Origin of the sequence: Paenibacillus sp. FSL H7-0703 (genome assembly GCF_038003485.1) — a bacterium.
Taxonomy (GTDB): Bacteria; Bacillota; Bacilli; order Paenibacillales; family Paenibacillaceae; genus Paenibacillus; species Paenibacillus polymyxa_B.
Window position 1 is genome coordinate 5139172 of sequence record NZ_JBBOPF010000001.1, and the last position, 26440, is coordinate 5165611.

23 protein-coding genes are annotated in these 26440 nt (G+C 45.9%); 19 read left to right on the plus strand and 4 right to left on the minus strand.

The window, feature by feature from the left end; translation table 11 throughout:
* Window positions 1-182: 182 nt before the first annotated feature.
* The 8 genes from aspA (at window position 183) to MHB46_RS23195 (ending at window position 10579) form a co-directional block, all read left to right on the plus strand.
* Entirely contained in the window at window positions 183-1592 is a 1410-nt protein-coding gene (aspA, locus tag MHB46_RS23160) for an aspartate ammonia-lyase (protein WP_103049539.1), read from the plus strand.
* A gap of 175 nt (window positions 1593-1767) precedes the next feature.
* Complete coding sequence (locus MHB46_RS23165) at window positions 1768-2358, plus strand: restriction endonuclease (protein ID WP_341163563.1); 591 nt, start codon at window positions 1768-1770, stop codon at window positions 2356-2358.
* Between the two features lie 171 nt (window positions 2359-2529).
* The gene (locus tag MHB46_RS23170; protein ID WP_053325825.1) at window positions 2530-3534 is read left to right on the plus strand and encodes a BMP family lipoprotein; all 1005 of its coding nucleotides are present in this window, start codon (window positions 2530-2532) and stop codon (window positions 3532-3534) included.
* A gap of 27 nt (window positions 3535-3561) precedes the next feature.
* Window positions 3562-5217, plus strand: a complete 1656-nt coding sequence (locus MHB46_RS23175; protein WP_341163564.1) for a methyl-accepting chemotaxis protein — start codon at window positions 3562-3564, stop codon at window positions 5215-5217.
* Between the two features lie 215 nt (window positions 5218-5432).
* Window positions 5433-7874, plus strand: a complete 2442-nt coding sequence (locus tag MHB46_RS23180; RefSeq protein WP_341163565.1) for an AraC family transcriptional regulator — start codon at window positions 5433-5435, stop codon at window positions 7872-7874.
* 129 nt (window positions 7875-8003) lie between these two features.
* A complete protein-coding gene (locus MHB46_RS23185) occupies window positions 8004-9011 on the plus strand; it encodes a tripartite tricarboxylate transporter substrate binding protein (RefSeq protein WP_322174639.1) in 1008 nt (335 codons plus the stop codon).
* A 48-nt stretch (window positions 9012-9059) separates the two neighbouring features.
* Window positions 9060-10061 carry a 2-keto-3-deoxygluconate transporter gene (gene kdgT / locus MHB46_RS23190; RefSeq protein WP_341163566.1) on the plus strand — a complete coding sequence of 334 codons (1002 nt, stop codon included), beginning with the start codon at window positions 9060-9062 and terminating at the stop codon, window positions 10059-10061.
* A gap of 164 nt (window positions 10062-10225) precedes the next feature.
* The gene (locus MHB46_RS23195; protein ID WP_013311244.1) at window positions 10226-10579 is read left to right on the plus strand and encodes a hypothetical protein; all 354 of its coding nucleotides are present in this window, start codon (window positions 10226-10228) and stop codon (window positions 10577-10579) included.
* Window positions 10580-10661: 82 nt separating this feature from the next.
* Here the strand turns inward: MHB46_RS23195 and MHB46_RS23200 are convergent, their stop codons facing one another.
* The gene (locus MHB46_RS23200; protein WP_341163567.1) at window positions 10662-11144 is read right to left on the minus strand and encodes a DUF1641 domain-containing protein; all 483 of its coding nucleotides are present in this window, start codon (window positions 11142-11144) and stop codon (window positions 10662-10664) included.
* 12 nt (window positions 11145-11156) lie between these two features.
* Window positions 11157-14099 carry a formate dehydrogenase subunit alpha gene (gene fdhF / locus MHB46_RS23205; protein ID WP_341163568.1) on the minus strand — a complete coding sequence of 981 codons (2943 nt, stop codon included), beginning with the start codon at window positions 14097-14099 and terminating at the stop codon, window positions 11157-11159.
* A gap of 640 nt (window positions 14100-14739) precedes the next feature.
* Here fdhF and moaA point away from each other — a divergent pair.
* From moaA to MHB46_RS23245, 8 genes are all read left to right on the plus strand, one after another.
* Entirely contained in the window at window positions 14740-15753 is a 1014-nt protein-coding gene (moaA, locus tag MHB46_RS23210; RefSeq protein WP_165178517.1) for a GTP 3',8-cyclase MoaA, read from the plus strand.
* A 40-nt stretch (window positions 15754-15793) separates the two neighbouring features.
* A complete protein-coding gene (gene fdhD, locus MHB46_RS23215; protein WP_165178516.1) occupies window positions 15794-16606 on the plus strand; it encodes a formate dehydrogenase accessory sulfurtransferase FdhD in 813 nt (270 codons plus the stop codon).
* Window positions 16607-16739: 133 nt separating this feature from the next.
* Window positions 16740-16988, plus strand: a complete 249-nt coding sequence (locus MHB46_RS23220; RefSeq protein WP_061829719.1) for a MoaD/ThiS family protein — start codon at window positions 16740-16742, stop codon at window positions 16986-16988.
* Between the two features lie 56 nt (window positions 16989-17044).
* Window positions 17045-17776 (plus strand): molybdenum cofactor biosynthesis protein, encoded by a 732-nt coding sequence (locus MHB46_RS23225; RefSeq protein ID WP_341163569.1) that lies wholly within the window; start codon window positions 17045-17047, stop codon window positions 17774-17776.
* Window positions 17777-17839: 63 nt separating this feature from the next.
* A complete protein-coding gene (locus MHB46_RS23230) occupies window positions 17840-18919 on the plus strand; it encodes a thiazole biosynthesis adenylyltransferase ThiF (protein WP_341163570.1) in 1080 nt (359 codons plus the stop codon).
* Window positions 18920-19021: 102 nt separating this feature from the next.
* Window positions 19022-19843, plus strand: a complete 822-nt coding sequence (gene modA / locus MHB46_RS23235; protein ID WP_341163571.1) for a molybdate ABC transporter substrate-binding protein — start codon at window positions 19022-19024, stop codon at window positions 19841-19843.
* A gap of 27 nt (window positions 19844-19870) precedes the next feature.
* Entirely contained in the window at window positions 19871-20536 is a 666-nt protein-coding gene (gene modB, locus MHB46_RS23240) for a molybdate ABC transporter permease subunit (protein ID WP_341163572.1), read from the plus strand.
* 248 nt (window positions 20537-20784) lie between these two features.
* A complete protein-coding gene (locus MHB46_RS23245) occupies window positions 20785-22320 on the plus strand; it encodes a choice-of-anchor Q domain-containing protein (protein WP_341163573.1) in 1536 nt (511 codons plus the stop codon).
* 236 nt (window positions 22321-22556) lie between these two features.
* On the opposite strand, the gene MHB46_RS23250 is transcribed toward MHB46_RS23245, so the two are convergent.
* Window positions 22557-23870, minus strand: coding sequence for an amidohydrolase family protein (locus MHB46_RS23250; protein ID WP_341163574.1), 1314 nt, complete (start codon window positions 23868-23870; stop codon window positions 22557-22559).
* A 156-nt stretch (window positions 23871-24026) separates the two neighbouring features.
* On the opposite strand from MHB46_RS23250, the gene MHB46_RS23255 reads away from it, so the two are divergent.
* Window positions 24027-24455, plus strand: coding sequence for a MarR family winged helix-turn-helix transcriptional regulator (locus tag MHB46_RS23255; RefSeq protein WP_165178509.1), 429 nt, complete (start codon window positions 24027-24029; stop codon window positions 24453-24455).
* Window positions 24456-24574: 119 nt separating this feature from the next.
* Entirely contained in the window at window positions 24575-24922 is a 348-nt protein-coding gene (locus tag MHB46_RS23260) for a DUF2294 domain-containing protein (RefSeq protein WP_134903409.1), read from the plus strand.
* Between the two features lie 109 nt (window positions 24923-25031).
* Here the strand turns inward: MHB46_RS23260 and MHB46_RS23265 are convergent, their stop codons facing one another.
* Window positions 25032-25466: a DUF4395 domain-containing protein gene (locus MHB46_RS23265; RefSeq protein ID WP_445667600.1), complete on the minus strand. Its 435-nt coding sequence runs from the start codon at window positions 25464-25466 to the stop codon at window positions 25032-25034.
* Window positions 25467-25702: 236 nt separating this feature from the next.
* Between MHB46_RS23265 and MHB46_RS23270 the strand changes: the two genes are divergently transcribed.
* Entirely contained in the window at window positions 25703-26440 is a 738-nt protein-coding gene (locus MHB46_RS23270) for a tRNA(His) guanylyltransferase Thg1 family protein (RefSeq protein ID WP_165178506.1), read from the plus strand.

A 26440-nucleotide genomic window follows, 5' to 3' on the forward strand; every position in this document is an offset into this window, starting at 1 on the left:
TGGTATATACGGGGAATCATAACTTGTCATAGGATTACATAGCTTTTTCCGCGTTTATTCAACTGGAAAAGCACGGGAATAGAAACGTATAATGAAGAGGGGATCAGAAAAGGTCTTTTTATGTCAATTTGGCTGTACTGAATTGAAGAAACGTAGTAAACACAGCGGAGGAATCAGAGAATATGAGGTTGGAGCATGATTTTTTAGGTACCAAGGAAGTGCCATCAGATGCCTATTATGGTGTACAAACGTTGAGGGCAAAAGAAAATTTTCCAATTACAGGCCAAAAACTGCACCCTGAGTTGATTAAAGCCATGGCGATTGTAAAAAAGGGAGCAGCGACGGTAAATATGGAACTAACCCGTTTACACCGCCCCAAAGCAGAGGCCATTATTCAGGCTGCTGATGAGATTATACAAGGACAGTTGCATGATCATTTCATCGTCGATCCGATTCAAGGCGGCGCAGGCACGTCCATTAATATGAATACAAATGAAGTGATTGCGAACCGCGCGCTGGAGCTGATTGGCAAGCAACGCGGAGATTATCAGGAGATCAGTCCTAATAATCATGTTAATATGGCGCAATCGACGAACGATGCTTTTCCTACAGCCGTACACTTGGCTGTATTAAGTATGATTGATAAGCTGTTAGCTACCATGAGTGAGCTTCAGGAAGCATTCTCCCGCAAGGCAAATGAGTTTGATAGTGTGATTAAAATGGGGCGAACTCACTTGCAGGATGCAGTGCCGATTCGATTAGGGCAGGAGTTTCAGGCTTATGCGCGTGTGCTGGGTCGTGATATCGGACGCGTCCGTGCGACCAAGCAGCACCTGCTAACGATTAATATGGGTGCAACTGCGGTGGGTACTGGCCTGAACGCAGACCGTCGTTATATTCAGCGTGTCGCAGAGGTACTGGCAGACGTCAGTGGCTTCCCTGTGGAAGCTGACGAAAATCTTGTAGATGCTACACAAAATACGGATGCTTATACTGAAGTGTCTGCCGCCTTGAAAATTTGTATGATGAATATGTCTAAGGTGGCAAATGACATCCGTTTGATGGCTTCCGGACCACGTGCGGGTCTCGGGGAACTGAGTCTGCCTGCCCGCCAGCCAGGGTCATCCATTATGCCGGGCAAGGTAAATCCGGTGATGTGTGAGGTCATTAACCAAATTGCTTTTCAGGTCATTGGTAATGATCATACAATCTGCTTGGCTTCAGAGGCTGGTCAGCTCGAGCTGAATGTAATGGAACCCGTACTGGTGTACAACCTACTGCAATCGCTGGAAATTATGAAGCAGGGCTTCCACGTCTTCCGCATTCATTGTGTGGAAGGAATTGAAGCGAATGTGGAGCGTTGTCGTGAATATGTAGAGAACAGTGTAGGCATTATTACAGCGCTTAATCCGCACCTTGGATATGAGGTGGTATCACGCATTGCTCGCGAAGCAATTACGACTGGGAAATCGGTGCGCGAGCTGTGCTTGCTGTACAATGTACTGACCGAGGAGGAGCTGGACATTATATTGGACCCGTACCAAATGACTCAGCCTGGTATTGCCGGAGAATCTTTGCTGAATCGCGAATAATAATGCGGAGTATGGAGTTTAGACAGCTTTGAGGCAAGACGAAGATAGCCCCGTCGAATCTGGCGGGGCTATTGTTATGTGATAAAGAGAGATGTAATACGGGAGCCAGCGTGCATAGAAAAGTTCCCTGTTAAGGATGATACGGCTACGCTTATGGTAGAAAAGGGAGAGTTGGATGTTGCTAGAGAAATTATTGGCATACAAGGAATTAGGAATAGGACTCATTGTACTTTTAGTGTTGTTTGCGCTCATCATCAGAGGACTGATACGTAGTCGCAGAAATCGGATTTTACGTGATCTGGACCCGCGCAAAATTGGAATTCAGGATATAGATCGTATGGAGGATGGCTCGGAATTTGAGCTTTATTTGCAGCGGTTATTATCCGCGCTTGGTTATAAGGACATCTATAAAACAACCAGTAGCCGGGATTTTGGAGCGGATCTGGTTTTTACAGACCGTGAAGGCGTCAGAGTTGTCATACAGGCCAAACGTTATGGGGTACAACATCCGGTAGGTTTGGGCGCGGTGCAGGAAATTTATACCTCTATGCGTTATTATGCGGCCGACAAGTCTGTCGTCATCACCTCCGGCCGTTATACGGAATCCTGTAAAACACTTGCTGCTGTCAACGGGGTTAAATTATTAGACCGCAACGACTTGATCGACATGATTAATTTATTCAAGACGAAACGCCACGAGGAAGTCATGGATCTCATAGAAAGTAAAACCGAAGTGATTGCTTCCAAATGGAGTAAAAGTAAATAAGATTGGGGACTGATTGTTAGGCGATGTTATTCAAGCCTGGTGGTCAGTCCCTTCTATTTTTTCATAATAAAATAGAAGAACTGAATTTACAGAAATTATTATGAAAAAATATGCTTTTATAACCGATATAAAGATGTTGGGGATTTCCAAATTATGCTGAGGTGATATGTCATGAAGAAGCGAGCTATATTGTTAACTTTTAGGTGGATTCCCATTGTCACAATCTTTGCATTATTGCTATGTGCATGTGGGCAATCGGTAGCACAAACCAAGGTCCAGCCCATTAAGGTGGGAATCGTACTGTCAGATATTGGTCTGGGTGACCAATCTTACAGCGACGCGGCTTTTCGAGGTTTGGTCAAAGCACGGGATGAGGGGAAAATTGTTTTTGAATACCGAGAAATAACGGAGACCAAGACGTATGATGCGGCTTTTGAACAGCTTGCTCAAGAAAAAGCTGATTTAATCGTTGGATTGGGTTACATGGTCAAGGACAGTCTGGAAAGCGTTGCCAAAAAATATCCGGACCGTAAATTTTTAATCGTGGATGAGAAATCAGATTTACCGAATGTGGCCTCTATCACCTTTAAAGAAGAAGAAGGTAGCTTTATGGCCGGAGTTGTCGCAGGTTTAACGAGTCGCACTGAACAGGTGGGCTTTCTCGGAGGCGTGGAATCTCCTCTGCTGAAAAAGTTTGAAATTGGATATAGTGCAGGGGTTCACTCAGTCAAGCCTAATGCCAAAGTCACCGCTACGTATGCAGGAGATTTTGGAAAGCCGGAGCTGGGTACGCAAATTGCAGATGACATGATCAATCAGGATCAGATTGATGTCATCTATGCAGCAGCAGGCCTTACGGGCGTGGGTGCGCTACAAGAAGTACAGAAGCAGCAAAAATTCGCCATCGGGGTCGATAGCGACCAGTTTTTCATTGCGGAAAAAGCGGTAGTGACCTCGATGATTAAAAATGTAGACAGTGCAATTTATACAGTAGTCAAAGGCTTTGCAGATCATCAAAGAAAATTTACGGAGAAGGACATGGTGTTTGGTCTTGCGGAAGATGGTATAGGTCTGGCACCTATTCGTGTCGTGACACTGAAGCCGGATCAGCAAAAGGTGATGGATGATTTAATGGAAAAAATCAAATCCGGCACACTTACTGTTCCCACCCAATAAATTTTTGCAAACGGAGGATGAATGCTGATGAAACTGCAAGGTAAACTGGTGCTGAACGCGATGATTTCCCTGATCGCTTGCCTGGCTTTAGTGGCTTATATCATTTTTGAATTAATTCGTATTAACTCGCAAAGCAGTAATCTTGTTCCGGCTATGTTGAATGTACAGCAGCTCAATGCCTATTTGATTCAGTCAGGGCAGGCACTGCAAAATTATTCAGCTTCCATGACGGAGAGCAACAAAGCCGATGTGCAAAATCAACTGACTCAGTCTGAAAAGACGATTGCTTTGCTTTCACAGGGTATGATGCAAACCGAAGCGCAGCAAAAGCGACTGAATACGATTAAAACAAAATTCAGCCAATTGAAAGTAGCAACGGAGAAAGCCATGAGTACCCAAAACAGCCCGGAGTCCAAGCGGGAGGCCATGCGTGCCCAAGGGATTCAGAACGATGTATTTATGCTGGATCTGCTGACCAAGGCACGTTATGACCAATACACAGAAGATTTGACCAAGAGCATTCGTTTTACATGGCAATTGGCCTTGGCAGGTGCAGTTATACTTCTGGTGGCGGTTGGGCTATATAATACATATACCTCCAGGCAGCTTGCCCTTAGAACACGCAAGTTAACGGATGCCGCAAAGCAAATTGCTGAGGGGAATCTGACAGTGCAGCTCGCACAAACGAAGGGACGCGATGAGCTGGACGAGCTCAATGAATCTTTCCGGGTGATGATCGGGAACTTGCGCAGCATTGTACTCTCCATTGATCAGGCGGGTAATCGTGTCGATCTGATGGCTCGGGATATTGATCAGCATAATGAGGCTATGAAGGAAATTGTGACACAAGTCAGCACGTCAACAGAGGAACTGGCAATAGGCAGTCAGAAAATTGCTGAGGATCTGTCGTCGACAGTTGGCGTTGTGGACGAGATGCAGCAGAAGTTTGAATCGAATCTGCTGGAGACCACACAATCGACTGCGTATAGTGAGGATGCTTTGCGTGTCATTGAGCAGGGTACGCGGGTCATGAGCGATCAACTGCGTATTGTTGCAGAAAATCGTTCAGCCATGTCCGAAGTGGAGCAGACGGTCAAGGAGCTGGAGGCTAATGCAGCCGAGATTACAACCATGACTGGATATGTCTCCGAAATTGCCAGCCAAACATCGCTGTTGTCCTTGAATGCTTCTATTGAGGCTGCACGTGCAGGTGAAGCAGGAAAAGGTTTTGCTGTTGTTGCCAATGAAGTGAAAAAGCTGGCGAATCAATCAGAGTCTGCTGTAAAGAAAATTTATACTGCTGTTGACAGTATCACGCAGGCTATGGGTAAGGTGAAGACTTCTGTAGCGCAAAGTCAGGAGCTGTTCCGTGAGCAGGAGAAGGCAACCTCCTCAACCGGAGAATCGTTTACAGAGATTAGTGGCAAAGTGCAGCAAATTGCCGGCCAAGTCAGCAAGCTATCAACGGACATGAATGTATCGCGAGAACTGAGCGTACAGGTACAGCAAGCTATTGAAAATATCAGCGCAATCACTCAGCAATCCGCCGCAGGCAGTGAAGAGATTACGGCTTCCACGGTGGAGCAGAAGCGTTCATTTGAGGAATCGGCTGAGAAGGTAAAAGAGCTTCGTCAGATTCGCGAGGAAATGCAGCGGGAGCTAGATCGTTTTCAGGTGGAATAGACAAGCTAAAACCTGTGAAGCGAGTATCTGTTTTTGCTGAATAATGATACAAGCAGTGCCAAAGAAGGAGTTCTACCTTGTACAGGGAGACTTCTTCTTTTTTATTTTAATGATGTGACTTCTATTAAGTTTGATTTACATAGGCAGGGAATTCCAACTCTTACGTCAAATAGATTTAGGGAGAATATGTCACCACGTATATTGGCAAGAGGAAGATGGACAACGAAGTCCGGAAGGATGAAGTTACGGGAATGTTGCGACTTAAGCTTCGATTGATATTGAAAAATAAACAGACAAGATTGATTCTACTGCTCACTCTGTGCGTGTCGCTTGTAATTAGCGTGATCGGCTTGCTATCGTATTCACGATACCGTGAAGGTTTGGATACCGAGCTGAACACACCCAATATAGAATTGCTGCAAATCAATCTGGATGTGACCAATCGGGCTTTTCGTGAGTCTGATAACAAGGCGCTGGACGCAGCATATCATCCAGACGTAGAGGCCTTTGTACGTGTCCAAACAGATGGGGAATCGCTGGAAGACAAGGCCTCCGTCATAGATCGGCTTCAGAAATACTTGAAAACCCTTTCTTCGCACGAAGAAATTTATTCGGTTGAAGTTATTTCTTTGGACAATCATGCTCTCGTATCCAGCAATTATGGTTACATGCCTGATTGGAAGCAGGCACCGGATACTACATGGGTTCCCTGGATTCAGGACATTCAAAAAAAGCCGTTGTTGATTAAACGGAGATGGTACGGCACCGATCGTGAGCAGGGGACGGTAGAGCTGCTTTCGCTGGCCAGGCCCATAGTAGAGAATGGTCAGGTCATGGGTGCGGTGCTAATCAATCTGGATTACGACCGTTTTTTCTCCAAACTGTATATTCATTTATCCAACTCGCAATACGTGTACGATCTGGAGGGCGAGTTGATCTATCCCAAGCTGAGATCGTCCTTACCCTTAAATGATATGGGCAGGATTTTGAAAGAGCTGGATGTGAGTCCCTATGCTTATGTGGAGATAGGGGACATGGAATATATGGCCAACCAAACCTTTTCAGATGTAACAGGCTGGCGTCTAGTATCGCTCGTTCCGATGGACAAGCTGCTGAAAAATGTAAAGCTGGCGCGCAATATGATGCTGTGGCTGGCCTTTATCTCCATACTGGCTGGGTGCTCAGCAGTTTACTATTACAATTATGCAGCTTTTCGCCCCATGAAAAAAATCAATAGCCTATTGAATTCGGGCAATAAGGGAACGCGCCAAGGAGGATTGTATGACCTGGAACCTGTGATTAGCAAACTGGTTGGAGAGTTTCACCGCAAATCATTGGTGGTAGAGCGAAGCTTGCCGGAGCTGCGTTCTAAATATATGGAAGATGTCATCCAGCGTAGAATGGGCATACAGGAAATGCGTATGAAATGGGAACAGTATTTTTCCGATTGGGACGGCCATTCTTTGTTTGTCATGATCGTGTCCATTGACCGGTATTCTGCGTGGGCCGCAAGCTTTCCAGAAGAAGATAAAATGCTGCTCAAGTATGCGCTGAACAATATTTTGCTAGAGATGCTCGAACCTCACTGGAAAGCAGTATGCTCGCCGGAGGAGGAAAGTGGTTTTATTGTGCTGCTACAGTTCAGCGAGAGTTCGAATGAAGTTGGTACAGAGACTGACCTCCAAGAGAGCATTTTGCTTCAGAAAAGCGTGGATAGGCTGATTCAGGTTGTCGGTGAGTATCTTCCTTTGACGATTTCTATAGGGATTGGTCACATGGTCACGGATATTCAAGAGGCACGGGCGTCTTTTATAAAAGGAAAAGAGGCCCTTAATTTGCGTTTGTATGAGGGGTATGGACGTTCATATACGAATATAGACAGCAGCATAAGTGTGAAAAAGGATAACACAGTGGATGAACAGTCAAAGGAGCAGATTCAGGATTCAACATTGCTGGACAATTGGCGTGTGGAAATGATTCGTGCCCTGGAGTCACAGGAACCTGGTGCAAGTGTAAAGTTAATCAGCCACTGGGTAGAAGAACTTCGACTCCACAGAACATCCCCAGCCCAGGTTTACTTGTTTGTTCATGAATTGCTGGAAGATTTGCTAAAATGGTGTACCATTCAGAGTGTGACGCCGCCGGATCAGCTTGCTGATTACCACTGGAATCAGATTCTGACGCTAGACCTTCAAGACATTGAGGTGTTGCTGGTCATTATGTTGACTGATATTGAAGAAAAATGGCACGGTCGCATTCAGTCCAAAGATTTTGTGCGTGTACAAGAGATGATCGAATATATGGAACATCACTTGCATTTGAACATCGGGCTTCAGGAAATTGCTGATCATGTTCACATGAGCGTGTCCTCGGTGAGCAGCATGTTCAAGGAAGAAACGGGGACCACCGTTTACGATTATTTGACTGGATTACGCGTAAAAAAGGCATGCACATTACTATGTGAAACCCATTTGAAAATCGGTGAAATTGCAGAACAGGTCGGATACCGAAATGAGAACAGCTTTATTAGGGTATTCCGCAAGCACAAACAAGTGACCCCAGGGAAATTCAGACAAATCAGCAAATCTTCCAATGAATATGCAGATCGGTTAAAAGGTCGATACTTTGGCGAAATAGAAGATAAATACGAAGATTAAGCGATAGCTGTAGCCCTCCACGTTGCGGTACATTGACTTCATGTAAACGCAAACAACAAGACCGAAAACGTTGGAGGTGAAAACGGGCGCATGACGGGCCCAGTTCATTTTTGGAGAAGAGGAAACGTAATGAAGAAAAAGCCATGGCAAAAATATGTGCTGGTTGCGGCGGGAGTAGCTATGCTTTCTGCCTTGAGTATCAGTGAATATGTGGATCACCGCACCTTGCAGGATCACAGCCGTATATTTCCTACGAAGCCAATAACACTCGTCGTTCCTTATGCAGCCGGAGGCGGTACAGATATTACCGCGAGAGCGTTGGCGAAAGCCGCCGAAAAGCATCTCGGTCAGCCGATCATCGTCGTTAATCGAACGGGGGGAGGCGGTTCTGTCGGGCTGATGGAAGGGGCTGAGGCGCAGGCGGACGGTTATACCGTAACGTATCTGGTCGCTGAGCTGACTACGTTGCCTCATTTGGGACTGCTACCGCTCACCTATGAGCGATTTAAGCCGCTGCTTCAAACCAATATGGACCCTTCCGCCATTACGGTCCGGGCGGATGCACCATGGAAGACAGCGGAGGCATTTCTGGAGGATGCTGGGGCCCATCCCGGCAAGCTCAAAATGGGGAATGCAGGCACGGGGAGCATATGGCACCTTGCTGCCGCAATGCTGGAGCAGAAAAGCGGAGTCCGCTTTACCCATATCCCTTATGAGGGAGCAGGCCCAGCCGTCTCCGCTTTGATGAGCGGATTTGTGGATGCTGTACCCGTCAGTCCCGCAGAAGTGAAGAAATACGTGGACGAAGGGAAACTTCGCATACTGGCGATCCAGGCAGACACTATTTCGGAAGCGTTTCCAAAAGTGCCGACACTACAGCAAGCCACTGGGCTGCGTGTACATTTTATTGGCACTTGGAGAGGGCTGGCTGTACCCAAGGATACACCGGATGAAGTTGCTCAAACGCTGACGGATGCACTGATCAAGGGGACGAAAGACGAGGAATTCAGGGAGGAAATGCGTAAGCATGGGTTGGGATTGCGTGTACAGGATGCAGAGGCATTCGCGCGGCAACTGAAGGAGAGTCACGATACCTTCGCGAGACTGATTCCCGAGCTCGGCTTGAGCCGCAAGTAATACGGCCTTGTTTTTGCATTGGCAAAAACGAAAGGGTTGAACGAAGTTATGAAAATCAAACAAAACATTGATAAAATTCCAGGGGGCATTATGCTGGTGCCGCTGTTTATTGGCGCGCTTTTTCATACATTTACTCCATGGGCAGGCGACTATTTTGGATCTTTTACCAAGGGGCTGATGACAGGTACGGTACCCATTTTAGCAGTGTGGTTTTTTTGTATGGGTGCTTCTATAGATGTGCGAGCGACGGGTACTGTATTGCGTAAATCAGGAACGCTCGTATTGACTAAAATCGCGGTTGCGTGGGTAGTGGCGATCATTGCATCCAGATTGCTGCCTGTTGGTGGTGTAGAAAGTGGACTATTTGCAGGTTTGTCGGTGCTGGCGCTGATCTCGGCTATGGATATGACGAACGGCGGGTTATACGCCTCCATTATGCAGCAGTATGGCTCCAAGGAAGAGGCAGGAGCATTTGTACTGATGTCACTGGAATCGGGTCCGTTGGTGACCATGATTATTTTGGGTAGCACCGGGCTGGCCGTTTTTGAACCGCAGACATTTGTGGGGGCGGTATTACCATTTTTGGTCGGCTTTATGCTGGGCAATCTGGATCATGATTTCCGAAAATATTTTGGGAACGCAACGCAAGCTTTGATTCCATTTTTCGGTTTTGCACTTGGTTGTTCCATTGACCTGAGTGTCATTGTCCAGACAGGTATGCTTGGTATTTTATTGGGTATTTTTGTCATTATAGTTACAGGTATTCCACTGATTCTGGCAGACAAATATATCGGCGGAGGCAACGGTACAGCAGGAATTGCAGCCTCCAGTACAGCAGGTGCAGCAGTAGCGAATCCCGTCATTGTCGCCAACATCAAGCCTGAGTTTCTGCCTGTAGCGCAATCTGCAACGGCATTAGTTGCCGCTTCGGTCATTGTGACCTCGATTTTGGTACCTATTCTAACGGCATACTGGGCCAATTATATGAAGCGTAAGGGGAAATCCCAAGGAGCAGGGCCTGTAAATCCAGGGGCGAATGTACCTAAATGAGGATTTTGCAAAATCCTGAAATAAAGTTTGGATGATGATGCTCTCAACTTATGGACCTTTCCATTACCCGGGAAATGCTTTTACAGTTATACCTTTAAATCTAACATTACAAAACTTGTCCTAAAACGCTTCTGCAAACATACATATGTAAGCAGAGGAGCGTGATGGGATTGGAAAACAAGGTGCGTCGCTACTACCAGTTAAAGCAAAAGCAAAAAGAAATTGAAGGTGAACTGACTGATTTGCGTAATGACATTACCGCACATTGTGCACAGCAGGAAGTATCAGATTGGGAAATTGGCAACTACCGAGTCAAGATTATACAGCAGCACCGCAAGGAATACGATCATACAAAGCTGTATGATTCACTGCCTGATCCGCAGCTATGGCGCTTGTTTTCCAAGCCGGATACGTCGAAGATTGCCAGTTTGCTTAAGCTCAAGGTCATCGCAGAGGAGCAAATAAAAGATGCCGTTTCTCTTAAAACGGTGACGCTATTGCAGGTGGATAAAAAATAAATAAAAAGAGCTGCCCCCGTTTTCGGAGCCAGCTCTTTTTATTGTCTGTTGTTACTAGTCTTCCACCTTCACGCTCTATGAGTTATTTATCAGACAAACTTTTCCCCACTCCTTTGAGAAAATGCATGCCAAATCCCATTGCCCGGTTTACATCTGGATCATTCATCGCCTTCATAAGATCGCGCAGACGAGTCTTTTTATTCTGCTTTAGATGTTTATCGGCTTCGTTCAGGCCATTAGTAACGCTGTTTGCCAGCTTTTTCATCAGCTCGGGGTCTACCTCAGACAGCATCCCTGCTGCTCCCATGAGATTATTGATGATGTTCGTCACAGGCTTACGCGTCGCTTGTCCTACAGCGATTTTGGCGATGCTTTCTTTAGCCTTTAGCATAGACTGAGCTGCTTCGAGAAGACCACTATCGTGCAGCTCACGTACGATTTCAAGTGTCTTCTGCAATGCCGCCCCATTGTCCGCCAAATCAGCAGTAAGCTGATCCAGCGATTGTTTTTGCCGTTCTTCTTCTGTCAAAATGCGTTTTCTCACAATTGAAATAGGCTTAGCCACGGCTTGACCTCCTTATTTTTGATCCACTAAATCGACGTAACCGGGACGATTCCACTTACGGTCCACTTCAACCCCATTTTGCGGATGACGCTTTTTGTAACGCGGATTGATACGTGGTAGTGGATTTTGACCGTCTACCTCCAAAATTTGCATCCGTACTTTGGCTTGTTTATAGGCCGGTGTACGGGTGACCACATCGAACGCTCCACCAGTTAACAGATTGACCGCGCCATCATGGCTGGTAGAGTGCATCGGCACATAAATTTCAGTTCCCTGCACCCGGTCTGTAACCAGAACGCGTAGCTTGACCGCACCATAAGGGGATTCCAATCGAACCAGCGATCCATTATGGATTCCGCGCTCTTCAGCCAATTCAGGTGACACTTCCACAAATACTTTTGGAAGTTTGAGCTGAATACCCGCTGATTTGGTCGTCATATTTCCTTCATGAAACTGTTCGAGCAGTCGACCATTATTTAAGGTCAGATCGAATTCAACGGGGTACTCTTTCGGTGGCACATATTCGAAAAGTCCCAAACGCGCTTTTTTATCTGGAAAGTTAAAGCCGTTGGTGTGCAGTAGCGGTGTATTGCTACCATCCGGCGATCCCCAGTGGAAGCTGTTCCAGCCTTCCAATACGTCATAATTACATTGGGAGAAAAATGGAGTGAGCGACGCCATTTCCTCGAAAATTTCACTTGGATGGCTGTAATCCCAATCAAATCCCATGTGCTTGGCAAATTGGCTGAAAATCCACCAATCCGGCTTACTGTCTCCCATAGGGCGGAGTGCTTCATATAAACGCTGGACACGACGTTCGGTGTTCGTAAAGGTTCCGTCTTTTTCGAGTGAAGGTACGGCTGGCAAAATGACATCGGCGAATTCAGCTGTTTTGCTCAAAAATACATCCTGAACGACAAGGAAATCCAAATTCGCCAGCATTTCTTGGGTATGGTTGGAGTCGGCATCCACCCATGCCATCTCTTCTCCAGCGATATACATCGCTTTGAGCTTACCTGTTTCAATAGCTTCCAGCATCTGAATGTTGTCCAGTCCGCGTTGACCTGGAATTTGTACGCCGTAGGCCGCTTCGAAGTTGGCACGAACGACATCGTTCGTCACGGGCTGATAGCCCGGGAAAATATCCGGCATTGTACCCATATCGGCAGCACCCTGAACATTGTTATGTCCGCGAAGCGGATATGCGCCTGCACCCGGACGCATAAAGTTTCCAGTCACCAGCAGTAGGTTGGCAATTGCAATCGAAGTGTAAGAGCCTGCGATGTTTTGCGTCACACCCATGCCCCAGCAAATGGCAGTGCCGTCGGCTTCGTGAATCATAGTCGCTACCTGAATCAGTGTCTCTTTGGAAATACCAGTTTCCTGTTCGGCAAATTCCAGGGTGAAACGATCTAGCAACTTCAAATATTCAGGATAGAAGTTTACATGCTCTTCAATGAATTTTGCATCATGCCAGTTTTGCTCAATGATGTATTTGGCTACAGCGGATAACCATACATAATCAGTACCTTGCTTCGGACGAATGAACAGATCTGCGCGTTCTGCCATTTCATGCTTGCGCAGGTCGACCGAGATCAACTTTTGACCGTGCAGCTTATGCGCACGTTTGATACGAGTAGCCAGCACTGGATGTCCTTCTCCCGGCGCGCAACCGACCAGCATGACCAAACCTGCTTTGGCAATGTCTTTAATCGTACCGCTGTCCCCACCGATGCCTCCGGTGTATTGCAGCCCCCATGACGCAGGAGATTGGCAATACCGTGAGCAATTATCGACGTTATTCGTTTGGAAGACCTGACGAGCCAACTTTTGCATCAAATAGTTTTCTTCATTGGTAAATTTGGACGAAGAAATAAAGCCGAGTGCCTCACCGCCGTAAGTTTCTTGAATAGTTCCCATTTTGCTGGCCATCAGGCTCAAGGCTTCTTCCCAGGTAGCTTCCACAAATTCGTCACCTTGACGAATTAAAGGGGAGGTCAAACGCTGATCGCTGTTCACAAAATCCCAGCCAAATTTCCCTTTTACGCATGTCGAGATACCGTTAACAGGTCCCTCAGAGGTAGGTTGTACCTTCAAAATTTTGCGGCCTTTGGTCCAAACCTCAAAGCTGCAACCTACACCGCAAAACGTACAGACGGTTTTCGTTTTTTTCGTACGGGTTTCACGCATTGCTGCTTCGACTTCGGAAATAGCAAAAATCCCACTATAGCCCGGCTCCACTTCCTTTATTAAATCCACCATCGGATTTAATAAATCCTTGTTCACGCCACTCATGAAGCCTGCTTCTCCCAGCATAGATTTCTCCATCAAGGCATTGCATGGGCAGACGGTTACACACTGACCGCAGCTGACGCAGGAGGAATCGTTAATCGCAACCCTGTCATCCCATATGACGCGAGGGCGTTCAGCTTCCCAGTCGAGGGACAGCGTTTCATTGACCTGAAGGTTTTGGCATACCTCTACGCATTGGCCGCATGCAATACATTGATTGGGGTCATATCGATAGAAGGGATGAGACATATCTACTTCTGCCGGGTCAACTTTCGGTTGATACGGATATTTTTGATGTTCAATCTCCATAAGCTCTGCTGTATTATGCAAAGTACAATTACCGTTGTTGTTATCGCACACTGTGCAGTAGAGGAGATGATTTTCTAGCAATCGGTCCATAGCCTCGGTTTGAGCTGCTTTCGCGCGATCCGAGTGTAAATGAATATTCATTCCATCCGAAGCCAGTGTTGAGCAGGAACGCATAAGTTTTCCGTCCACTTCCACGATACATGTGTCACAGGTGCGGATCGGATCGACTTCGGGAACGTAACACAGCTGGGGATGAGCGATGTTGTTTTCGTTAATCACTTCAAGGATCGTTGCGCTGTTCTTCGTTTTCAGTTCCTGTCCGTTTAATGTAATTTTGATCGTACTATCAGTCACGGTTCAGGCTCCTTTCAGATTTTAAATTTAAAAATTAGGAATAAAAAAACTCCACCATAAACACAAGTGCTCGTGTTTCAGCACTTGTGTTTATGGTGGAGTAGTGACCAAGCTCTAGGTCCTGGAGGCCAATCCGCCATTTGAATATGTATTAATAACAAACAGTACGCACCGTCTGTATATCAATAACTTCTGAATAACTTAGATATGTCATTTTCTGCATGTCATCTCGTGTAACTATAACGTAAAATTTAAGATAGTTCAACGGTACATTATTAATTTTTTAATTGATAATGATTATCGTTTGAGAAATCGAAAAATCATTGACAAACGTTCCAGGATTGCTAACAATAGGAATGTAATCTATTTCAGAGCAATCGTAAATGGAGTGTGCGTGGGAACCGCGTATATTTTATTTGTCGCAGCGCTTGTTAGTTTGATTTTTCTATATCACATGAAGTGGGATTCGTAAAATCCTGATGTAGATAAATTAACCGGCATTTAGCAGATTCTTCGATATTCATAAGCGAAGAAGTTGTTGTGATGCCGGTTTTTTGGTTCAGTATAAAATGAATGGAAATGCCGTTCCAATTTAGAGTGTAAAGAGTTTTATTAATGAAGACGGATTGAGGTGAACAGGATGGCAAACCGGAGCGACGATCAATGGAATCGTCCGTTACGGGACTTAAGAATATCCGTCATAGACCGATGTAATTTTCGGTGCCGATATTGTATGCCGGAAGAAATATTTGGCCATGACTATCCGTTTTTGCCAAAAGAAAAAATATTGACCTTTGAGGAAATTACGCGCCTTTCCCGTATTTTTGTCTCGCTGGGCGTTACGAAGTTGCGTATTACTGGTGGTGAGCCGTTGCTGAGGAAAAATTTGTCCTTGCTTATTCATTCGTTAACTCAACTCGATGGCGTTGAAGATATTGCAATGACGACAAACGGCGTATTTTTGCCTAAATATGCTGTAGCACTGCGAGAGGCGGGACTGAAAAGAGTGACGGTTAGTCTGGATTCGCTCGATGATGATCGGTTCCGCCAAATGAACGGGGGCAGAAGCAGTGTAAAGGCGGTGCTGGATGGTATTGAGGCTGCCGCTCAAGCAGGGATGCAGGTGAAAATAAATATGGTCGTGCAAAAGGGCTTTAACGACCAGGATATTGTTCCCATGGCTGACTATTTCCAAAAGAAAAAGCATATTTTACGTTTTGTTGAGTTTATGGATGTAGGCAACACCAATGGCTGGAAATTGGATCAGGTCGTTTCCAAGCAGCAGATCATCGAAGCCATTCATGAGCATATGCCGTTAGAGCCTGTTCCACCCCAGTACAAAGGTGAGGTGGCGACGCGCTACAGGTATCAGGACAGAGAAGGGGAAATCGGCATTATTTCGTCTGTTACGGACGCCTTCTGCTCCACATGTACACGAGCGAGAATTTCTGCTGAAGGCTCCTTGTACACGTGCCTGTTTGCCTCTCAAGGGTACAAGCTTCGCGCGATGCTGCGTTCCGAACAGTCCGATGACGAGATTAAAGCTTACATTGAGCGTGTTTGGAGAGAACGTACCGACCGCTATTCAGAGGAACGACTGAATCATACACAGCAAGCAACGTCTAAAATTGAAATGTCACACATCGGCGGGTGAGCCAAAGAGCCCGCCTGTCAGAAACAAGGGAGTGGAGCACATGGAAAAGCCAGCTGAGGTAAAACGTGAGATTCTACGTTATCGTGACGGTCAGATCAAGCGTTTTGAAGACACTGTGGTGACGGAGCATCCGGTGACCATCAAAATAAATCAGCAGGAATTTGCTACCATGGTTTGTACACCAGAGTATGTGGAGGATATGGCAGTAGGTTTTTTGGCCTCTGAAGGCGTCATTCAACGGTACGATGATATTGAAGATATTTGGGTTCAGGAAAAAGAAGGTTTTGTTCATATTAAAACCCGTCGAATGAATGAGTTTTATCAAAACTTTCATTCCAAACGGTACATTACCTCCTGCTGCGGAAAAAGTAGACAGGGCTTTTATTTTATGAATGATGCCAAAGTGGCAAAAAGAATGAATGACACCCATGTTACGCTGTCTTTTGACGATTGTTTCCGCTTGATGAATTTAATGCAAAGCTCGGCACTTACGTTCCAAGAGACCGGTGGTGTTCATAATGCAGCGTTGTGCGATAAAGACGGGATGATCCTGTCCAGAATAGATATCGGCCGACACAATGCGCTGGATAAAATCTATGGGCATTGCCTAAAACATGATATTGTATTACAAGATAAAATCATAGTATTCAGCGGACGCATTTCGTCTGAAATTTTGTTGAAGGTTGCGAAGATTGGCTGTGAAGTTGTGTTGTCCAAGTCAGCTCCCACAGAGCTTGCACTTGAGTTGGCTGAGGATCTGGGAATTACAACCGTCGGCTTTATACGCAGTCATTCTCTGAATGTATATACGCATACCGAGCGGATTGATGAACTGGTTGAATCTAAAATATAATATACAAATCCTCATTGTACACCGTCATAGTTAACCAGCATGGAATAAAACCTTTCGGGGGATTCATTCATGTTGGTTTTTCTTGGTACATATGTGGTGGACAATCACTGTACTGAAAAGGAGGGGATGTTAAATGAACTATCATATTCAAGTATTTGCCGGACTTGCGGAACAAATGGGAGGGCCTATAATCACGGTGCCTACTGATCAAGAAACGATGAGCGTTGCCGCGTTAAAAGACTTGCTATCCGAATGTTTCCCTGAAGCAGCAGCCCAGTTGCAAGGTTCTTTTGTTGCCAGAAATCAAGCCTACGCCGCTCCTGAGGACCTCGTAAGTATCCATGATGAGATTGCGATTATTCCTCCGGTTTCAGGAGGGTAAATTCTATTAATAGAATAAATGAATTTCGATAGAATAGGTGCAAGGGGGCAGATCATATGCAATACCGTATTCAGCTATTCGCAGGTATGGCGGAGCAACTTGGTGATGTGATCACGGTAGAACTTTCACAGGAAGCGGTGACCATTGCAGACATTCGAAAAAGGCTGAATGAGCTATACCCGGAAGTAACTTCACAACTGCCAGGTTCTTTTTTTACCCATCATAAAAAGTTGGCTTCTCCAGATGAACTTGTGCTTCCATCAGATACAATTGCTCTTCATCAGTCAGCACCCGGGATGGAGACGGTCGTTTCAAAATGTGGCTTATTTGCCATTACGTACGACCCGATTGATGCCGATGAAGTAACCTCAAAGGTGCTCGACCCTTCTCATGGCGCTTCGCTGACCTTCAATGGTACGACTCGGGAATTTACGCAAGGTCAACGAACGGTGCTGCTTGAATATGAGGCGTATGTCCCGATGGCCATGAACACAATGAAGCAGATTGGTGACGAAATTGCAGAGCGTTGGCCTTCTACACGTACTGCGATTACACATCGGCTTGGTACGGTAAGAATTGGAGAGACGAGTGTGGTGATTGCTGTCTCTGCTGCACACCGCGATACTTGCTACGAAGCCAGCCGCCATGCCATTGAACGGTTAAAGCAAATCGTACCGATTTGGAAAAAGGAAGTGTGGGAGGACGGCTCAGAATGGAAGGGGCATCAGCTGGGTGGCTGGAACCCTCAAAATACTCCAAAGCTTTCGCATAAGGGCGAGGACATTTGAACTTTTAGCTTGTCTGATCAACTTGTAGCTATCAATGGATAAGTATGGAGGCGTAAATCAACGATGTCAGAAATGGACAAAAATCAGAAAATAGAAGTTGATGCACAAGCACATGCGCATGCGTCTCATGCCCGTTATTCTAGACAGGAATTATTCTCGAAAATTGGACCGACAGGCCAGCAAAATATCCGTAGTAAGCACGTGCTGATGGTGGGGGCCGGCGCACTGGGCACTGCCAATGCTGACATGCTGGTGCGAGCGGGCATCGGACGGCTGACGTTGGTAGACCGTGATTATGTAGATTGGAGCAATTTGCAGCGCCAACAGCTCTATGACGAAGCGGATGCCCGTGGTCAGATCCCCAAGGCAGTGGCCGCGCAGAAGCGATTGCAGCAAATCAATTCGGACGTGGACATTCGTGCGCTAGTCCGGGACGTCTCGCTGGAGGAAATCGACGATATCGCAGCAGGGGTGGATCTTATCGTAGATGCCACCGATAATTTCGATACACGTCTGCTTATGAACGATTATGCGGTCAAGCACCGAATTCCCTGGATTTATGGAGCGTGTGTAGGCAGCTACGGGACAACCTTTACCATCGTGCCAGGACAGACACCGTGCTTGCATTGCCTACTCGGGACCGTACCGCTTGGCGGTGCAACCTGTGATACGGTCGGTGTGATTAGCCCGGCTGTACAGATGGTGGCCGCTTATCAAAGCGCCGAAGCATTGAAGCTGCTCACCGGGGACGATTCGGCTTTGCAAAATAAGCTGATTTCTTTCGATCTGTGGAACAATCAGCATCAGGCGATTCAAATCAGCGCCATGAAGAAAGCCGATTGCCCAACGTGTGGTGAGCACCCAGTGTATCCTTTTTTACAATCGGAGCATCAGGCTAAAACGGCTGTCTTGTGCGGACGAGATACGGTTCAAATCCGCCCTGCCCCGGGTACTGTACGTGATCTGAATGAAGCGGCACGTTTGTTATCCCGTCAGGGGGGCAAGGTGGAGCATAATCCATACCTGGTATCCGTTGTTATCGGAACGCATCGAATCGTTCTTTTTCAGGATGGACGCGTCTTAATTCATGGCACGAAGGACATCGCCGAGGCGAGATCGATTTATCACAAATATTTGGGTTGACCCAATAGATTCGACCCGTTATGAGATGTACAATGTTTCCTTATTTTCGCTATCACATTTCGTCATCTCATTTTGGAATTTATAGGATAGGGGAAAAACAAGTTGAAAAAGAAATTTGGGTACATATTCACGTTCGTTGGATTGTTGGCATGGGTTCTGGCGGGCTGCTCGTCTCCGGCTGCTGTACAATCGGCACAGTCCGCACCCAAGACAGAACTAGTTGTATCTGCCGCTGCAAGTCTTCAAGATAGTCTGAATACGCTCAAAGGCCAGTATGAGAAACAGCACCCAGATATCAAACTTACCTTTAACTACGCTTCATCCGGTACATTACAAAAACAAATTGAGCAAGGCGCACCCGCTGACGTATTTATTTCGGCAGGCATGAAGCAAATGAAGGCATTAACCGATGCTTCATTGGTGGAAAAGGATAACGTGCTGCTTCAAAATAAACTGGTTGTGGTTATTCCGCAAGATAAGGCGAAAAGCACAGATAACAAAAGCATTACGCTCAATGACCTGATGGGTCCTTCTTTCCTGAAAGTGGCTGTTGGGGAGCCTACTACCGTTCCCGCCGGACAGTATTCCAAAGAATCGTTAACGAAGGCTGGACTATGGGACAAGCTGGAACCTAAGATGGTATTCGCCAAGGACGTAAGACAGGTATTAAATTATGTTGAAACAGGCAACGCCGATGCAGGACTCGTCTATCTAACGGATGCCAAATCATCCGATAAAACGGTCATAGCACTGGAAGTGCCCGAGGAATTGCATGCACCCATCCTGTATCCTGAAGGCATTGTAAAAGCAACCAAACATAGCCAGAAAGCAGGCGAGTTTCTTGATTTTCTACGGACAGATGAAGCAATGAGTGTGTTCAGTAAAGATGGATTTTCAGCCCCTACAGAAATGACGGGAAAATAGAATTCACAGCTAAAGGAGGGGGTCCCGTTGGATTGGTCAGCTTTTCTTCCTCCGGTTATCGTATCTGTTAAAGTCGCTGTCGTCGCCAGCATCATCGTCTTTTTATTAGCTACTGTGGTAGCGCGAATGATGGCGAACTGCACGCCGCGGAGGGGAACCAGCGTGATCGAGACCGTCCTACTTCTTCCGCTCGTTTTGCCTCCCACTGTTGTCGGCTTTATTTTGCTCATCTTGCTGGGAAGGAAAAGCTGGATCGGCACAGCCTTCGAAAGCCTGTTCGAGCAGACGATTGTATTTACGTGGGGAGCTGCAGTGGTGGCGGCCGTAGTTGTTGCTTTTCCACTGGCTTACCGTACGATTAAAGCAGGATTTGAAGCTGTAGACCCGGAGGTAGAGCAGGCTGCACGTGCGCAAGGTGCCAACGAATGGCAAGTGTTTCGCCACATTACGATGCCCCTTGCCTATCGACCGCTCATTTCAGGATATATTCTCGGATTTGCCCGAGGGTTAGGGGAATTTGGCGCTACGTTGATGCTTGCAGGTAATATTCCTGAACAGACCCAAACTCTGCCTACAGCAATTTACACTGCGTCCGAGGTCGGAAATATGACACTCTCCTGGAGCTGGGTAGCCGTCATCATTTTATTCTCTTTTATCATGTTGATGCTTTCTAATCGACTGGTAAAGGAGTAGTCCGTCTGGAGTAAGAACATGCACAGTCTGCCGATAGGGCAGCTACGGCAACGTTATAGAGCAGCTTAGATCACCAAGAAACCCTGCGATTACTAAAACGCAGGGTTTCTTGTTTCTTTCGACAGCGATTACGGTGACCTCCCGGTCCTTGATATCGCGGATCAGGTTGCACTAATGGCCGATGCCATAGAACAGATTTAGTGGAATTATGGTACAATTTACAAGGAAAACAAAGGGGGATGAGGAACATGAAGAAATTCGGGCAAATGTTTCTGGTAGGCTTAGCCATGGCTTTCGGACTTGGTCTGGTGGCCGGAAATGTGCAACCTCCCGCCGCTTCCGCGGCCGGTACAGAATATTATGTGGCCACGAGCGGCAGCGACTCCAACGCAGGAACGAGCGACGCGCCGTGGAAGACGTTGCAGCACGCGGCCGACGTGGCTCCTGCGGGCAGCACGGTTTACGTCCGAGGCGGCGTGTACAAGCAGAAATTAAAGATTACCCGCTCTGGCTCCGCTTCGCAGGGTCCCATTGTGTTCACCAACTATGGGACAGAGACCGCCATTATTGATGGCAGCGGACTTTCGGTCAGCGGGAACGAAGGGCTGATCGAACTGTCCGATGTCAATTACGTTACTGTTCAGGGGTTTGAAATCCGCAATTTTACCACTGCTTCCAAGAACGTGGTGCCTGTAGGAATTTATGTCCACGGTTCGGGCGGCTTCATTAATCTGTCCAACAACAAAATCCATGACATCAAAAACACGGTCACCCCGACCGGCAAAGATCGGCTGGGTCGGGATGCTCATGGTATCGCTGTTTACGGCACGAAAGCTCCGGCTTCGATTCACGACCTTACGATCAGCGGCAATGAGCTGTACAATCTCGTGCTGGGCTCCAGCGAATCGCTCGTTTTAAACGGCAACGTGGATGGCTTTGTGGCGACCAACAACCTCATTCACGATAATGACAACATCGGGATTGATTTGATCGGCTTTGAGGGAACTGCGCCGAATACCGCTTACGATCAGGCGCGGAACGGGTTGGTGAAGGGCAATCGGGTGTATAATAATTCAGTTCAAAATAACCCATCTTACAAGAGCGATGACAACTCGGCAGGCGGCATTTATGTAGATGGAGGCAAGGACAGCATTATTGAGCAGAACTACAGCTACAACAACGATATCGGCGTCGAAATTGCCTCTGAGCACGCCGGTAAAGCAACCAGTAATATTACGGTCCGCAGCAACGTGATATATAACAACCGACTGACCGGCATTGCCATGGGCGGTTACAATGAGGAGCGTGGCTCCACGGTAAACTGCAAGATCGTGAACAATACACTATACAAGAACGATACGTTTGACGACGGAAGCGGTCAGCTTTTGGTTCAATATGATACGCGAAACAACGTGATCAAAAACAATATTTTCGTGGCCAGCTCCACGGATATGCTGATCTCCAATGGATACACCAAAAATTCCGGCAATGTTGTGGATTATAATTTATATTTTGCTCCGAGCGGCAGCTCGGAAGCCAACTGGATCTGGAGAAATAAAGAATATACAGGTTTCTCCACGTACAAATCGGGGACCGGCAACGATACGCATTCTCTATTTGCCGATCCTAAATTCGTGAATGCCGCGAACAGCGACTTCCATTTGCAGTCTTCGTCACCTGCGATCGATGCCGGGAACACGGAACGTGCCATCATTGGAACACTGGATATCGACGGGAAGCCAAGAGTACAGGGAGCCGCTGTGAACATCGGTGCTTACGAGTAAGTCCTATATTTTATGACAAACAGTGCATGGCGAAAGTATTTGGGGTCACTGTTTGTACATTTTTACAATGTTCCTTGCAATTAAAACACCTTCAAAGTGAAACCCCATGTCGTAAGATATGGGGATAACCTTGAAGGTGTTTTTGCGTTGGCAACAAGATTAAGCTATCCTCGGAAAGTAAAAATGGAAGTCATACAAATGAGATTAGAAAGTTGTTCCTGTTCGATAGGCTCCGATTAACATAGTTGTTGCACACCTTTTAACCATACGGATTTGATCGACAAAGTATCCGAGATGTTGGTTGTCGGATCACCGTTTACTAGTATAAGATCAGCAAGCGAACCTTCGGCAATACAGCCGCGATCGTTAAGCCCAAAGCAACGGGCCGGTTTCGCGGTAGCCGACTGAAGCGCTTCTATGGGAGTAAATCCGGCCTCAACCAGTAATTGCATTTCATGATGAACGCTGGCTCCATGAGCGAGGCCGCCAAGATTGGGAACAGGAACGGGGGCGACATCCGTCCCGACCAGAATATCCACACCGGCACGGTGAAGATCCATCACATTTTTAAAGCTATTCTCCAAAATGCCTTGCGGGAAAGTATGGAAGCTTGAGTTCAAAATATCGATCCATTCCGGACTTAATTTGGAATAAACACGTGGATCATTCGCCAATTCTGATGCCGGATTCCCCAGAATGGATGAGTTCAATACCAAGCACGGTATAACAAATGCGTCTGAATCCGCTATGGATTTCACCAACTCAGATGTGTATTCGGGCCTGTCGAGAAATAAGTGACCCAATCCGTCGACTCCCATATCGATGGCGGTTTGCGAAGAGTGAGCCGTCAAGACGTGAGCTATGACTATTTTATCGAGCTTATGGGCTTCTGCCACGGCTGCTTTTAAAATCTCGTCGCTTAAAATAGGCAGTCCAGGGGCACCCAAGACCGTCCCCTCTTCAATCATGATTTTAATAAAGTCGGCGCCACTCTCCACTTGGGTATGCACATGTTTGATCGCTTCTTCCACTGTCGTCACTTGGGGCACTTTTTCGTGATCGTGAGCGTAGGCGGCTAGCATAGCTTCCCGGTCTTCCTTGGGTAACTTCTCCAATTCCTTTAATACGAACTCAGGAATTTCATCCTCATCCTGCAATAATTCATCCGGATGACCACCTGGAGCAGTGATCGCTGTGCCGGCGGAACGGACTTCGGCGGCGTCATTCACGTTTTTCAACTGGATCTTGCGCCCTCTTTCTGTAAAACTGCCGTTCATTTCGAGTTCTGTCGTGACGCCGAATTTTAAAGCATCTCGTAACCCACCGATTGAAGTGTGGACATGCGCATCAATCAGGCCAGGCAATAATGTCGCATTTTCCCCATCGATGATCGTTGCATGTGTCGGAAGGTCTCCGCCTACCGAAATAATGGTTTCCCCCTGGATGACAACATTTCTGGGCTCAATAACTTTTTCTCCATCGAAAATACGTACATTCGTAATCGCTGTAACTTTTTCTACTGTAGAGCTGCTTTGAGTTACATTCTTCATGTCGTTCCTCCTTAGTGGTCAGTTTTAAACACTTAGAATTCTAACTATTAGTTTTGTAACTGTCAATAAACTAATTTTCGTTTGACAAACAGTTTAGAGATTTATATAGTTTATTTACTGACAATTAGACTTCTAATAATTTGAGGAGGTACGATTATGAAAACCCAAAAGGATACGGTTTATCTGGATTTGTTTCAGATTATCGGTCTTAAGTTAAAGAAAAGAGCGGACGAGAGCATAAAAGAGTTGGGATTAAATGCTCAACAAGGAAAAATGATTAGATATATCTACGAGAATCAAGAAAATAATTTAATTCAGAAGGATCTGGCCGATCGGTTTCATCTGCGCGGAGCCAGCATTACAAGCATACTTCAAGGTCTTGAGCAAAAAGGATTCATCGAGCGCAAAATCCCGGCCAATAATGAGCGGCAAAAAAATATTTATGTTTTACCAAAAGCCATTGAATTGATTGAAGCTTTTAGCGACTCTTTTCAAAAGGTGGAGGACGAAATTGTTCAAGCCCTGACTGAAGAGGAGAAGAAAATTTTAGAGGAAATGTTACTCAAAATTAATGAACGCTTATAATTTTAGATAAAATCATGTTCCAAAAATCACTTTCGCTAGTCTCTGTTTTATAGGAGAGGAATCGGTTATGATGGATATAGTAATAGGGATTTTAGTAGATTTTAGGAGAGCGGTGCGATATGAGAAGGGAAACGGGTTTTAACGAAATTATTCGAAAAGTACGTAAAGAGCTGTTTGGGAAAGGCCCGGAGCGCATACATACAACCTTTGTAGATAATATGGCCATCACAATGCTGTATGGAAATTTAACCCCATCCGAAAAGTTTCTGGCACAAGAAGAATCCGGGAAAGAGATGGTACATGCAGCTCGAACCAAAATGGTTCAAAAAATATATCCTACACACTTCAATAAAGAACTGGAGGATTACATGGGTTCCCGGCTGCTGCACCTCTTTTCAGATATTAAAGTGGAGGAAGATATAGCCATCTCCGTTTTTGTATTTGAAGATAACATTACCGCAAAATAAAAAGAAGGCGGAACCGATATAGCATCCATATTGTTGGAGAGTTCGGCTACACCCTCGATTTAATTAACGATGTCCTAATTGAAATGGAATGAATAGATAGTTTTTCTGTTTACACGTTTTTTCTTCTTCGATATTGATATTGGGACCATTGGTAGAGAACAAAACATCCTATGCAAAAACCAAGGATAGCCACCAAGGCCGCCACCAGGACCATGGCCGAAAATACATAAGCGACAATACTCCACTGGAGCATAAATCCTATCCAAGCGACCAGCAGAAAAAAGACGGCAAGAAGCTGATTAAACCTTTGCTGTTCTCGGTCCTCCTGCACATATGAGGAGGGGCTTTTCTTCAAGAAAAGCTTGGCTATCCGCATTACTGGATTGAAGTTAAAAAGGACGCCGAGCAACCCCGCGATAAGAGGAATAACTAGCACCCCATATCCCCCTGTAATCCAAGTAAAAACTACAGATAAAACAATTACCCATTGATTAGCCCTGACTAACGGGCGCGGAATGGATGGAATTTGGCTCAAATATATCATCCTTTTCATATCGGAATAAAGTAAAATCTGAAATTATTATAGCCTAACATTTGGGGAATAGATACCAAAAAACCAAAGAATCTGCAAGCCCATCTGCTAAGATTTTTTTGTTTTGCTTAATTCCTAGCGTTGCATAATCCAATTTGTTACAATTCTTATATACGCCTATTGGGGAAGATAGACATTGTTGTACTCTATGCGCAAATCACTGGTCAGGAAAGGAACCTACATATTTTATGAAAAAAAATGATTTTGGAAATAGGATGAAGGAATATGAAAATGCCTATAGATTAAGCCTACCACGCCGTTTACCCGTAATTATCAGAATTGATGGTGCGCATTTTCATACCTTTACACGTGGGATGACGAAACCTTTTGATGAGAAACTAATTTTTACATTATGGGAGACGTGTAAATATTTGGCCTATAATATTATGGGATGTAAACTGGTGTATCATCAGAGCGATGAAATTTCACTGCTTCTTACGAATTATGACAAATTAACGACGCAATCCTGGTTTGAAAATAATCTTCAAAAGATGGTGTCCATATCTGCTTCTCTGGCTACAGCCAAATTTAATGAGGAAATCCAAAAGGTTTACCCAGGTCAGCCTTTAGCCACTTTTGATGCGAGAGCATGGGTCTTGCCCCAGGATGAGGTTACAAACTACTTTCTATGGAGACAACAAGATGCTACTAAAAATAGCATTTCTATGGTAGCTCAAGCCCATTTCAGGCATTCAGAATTAGAAGGATTGAACGGAAATCAGCTCCAAGACAAGCTTTTTGTGGAAAAAGGGATAAACTGGAACGAACTTCCGGTCTGGCAAAAGCGGGGAATTTGCATTACCAAACAACAGTACAACAAAGGCGAAGCCGTCAGAAGCAAGTGGGATGTTGATCATGAGACACCGATTTTTTCACAGAATAGAGATTATATTAACCAATATGTATACTTGGACAAGGATGTGTAG

Coding starts and splice junctions, on each gene's coding strand:
- aspA (WP_103049539.1), top strand. CDS start 183: ATGAGGTTGGAGCATGATTTTTTAGGTACCAAGGAAGTGCCATCAGAT.
- MHB46_RS23165 (WP_341163563.1), top strand. CDS start 1,768: ATGTTGCTAGAGAAATTATTGGCATACAAGGAATTAGGAATAGGACTC.
- MHB46_RS23170 (WP_053325825.1), top strand. CDS start 2,530: ATGAAGAAGCGAGCTATATTGTTAACTTTTAGGTGGATTCCCATTGTC.
- MHB46_RS23175 (WP_341163564.1), top strand. CDS start 3,562: ATGAAACTGCAAGGTAAACTGGTGCTGAACGCGATGATTTCCCTGATC.
- MHB46_RS23180 (WP_341163565.1), top strand. CDS start 5,433: ATGGACAACGAAGTCCGGAAGGATGAAGTTACGGGAATGTTGCGACTT.
- MHB46_RS23185 (WP_322174639.1), top strand. CDS start 8,004: ATGAAGAAAAAGCCATGGCAAAAATATGTGCTGGTTGCGGCGGGAGTA.
- kdgT (WP_341163566.1), top strand. CDS start 9,060: ATGAAAATCAAACAAAACATTGATAAAATTCCAGGGGGCATTATGCTG.
- MHB46_RS23195 (WP_013311244.1), top strand. CDS start 10,226: ATGGGATTGGAAAACAAGGTGCGTCGCTACTACCAGTTAAAGCAAAAG.
- moaA (WP_165178517.1), top strand. CDS start 14,740: ATGGCAAACCGGAGCGACGATCAATGGAATCGTCCGTTACGGGACTTA.
- fdhD (WP_165178516.1), top strand. CDS start 15,794: ATGGAAAAGCCAGCTGAGGTAAAACGTGAGATTCTACGTTATCGTGAC.
- MHB46_RS23220 (WP_061829719.1), top strand. CDS start 16,740: ATGAACTATCATATTCAAGTATTTGCCGGACTTGCGGAACAAATGGGA.
- MHB46_RS23225 (WP_341163569.1), top strand. CDS start 17,045: ATGCAATACCGTATTCAGCTATTCGCAGGTATGGCGGAGCAACTTGGT.
- MHB46_RS23230 (WP_341163570.1), top strand. CDS start 17,840: ATGTCAGAAATGGACAAAAATCAGAAAATAGAAGTTGATGCACAAGCA.
- MHB46_RS23245 (WP_341163573.1), top strand. CDS start 20,785: ATGAAGAAATTCGGGCAAATGTTTCTGGTAGGCTTAGCCATGGCTTTC.
- MHB46_RS23250 (WP_341163574.1), bottom strand. CDS start 23,870: ATGAAGAATGTAACTCAAAGCAGCTCTACAGTAGAAAAAGTTACAGCG.
- MHB46_RS23255 (WP_165178509.1), top strand. CDS start 24,027: ATGAAAACCCAAAAGGATACGGTTTATCTGGATTTGTTTCAGATTATC.
- MHB46_RS23260 (WP_134903409.1), top strand. CDS start 24,575: ATGAGAAGGGAAACGGGTTTTAACGAAATTATTCGAAAAGTACGTAAA.
- MHB46_RS23265 (WP_445667600.1), bottom strand. CDS start 25,466: ATGATATATTTGAGCCAAATTCCATCCATTCCGCGCCCGTTAGTCAGG.
- MHB46_RS23270 (WP_165178506.1), top strand. CDS start 25,703: ATGAAAAAAAATGATTTTGGAAATAGGATGAAGGAATATGAAAATGCC.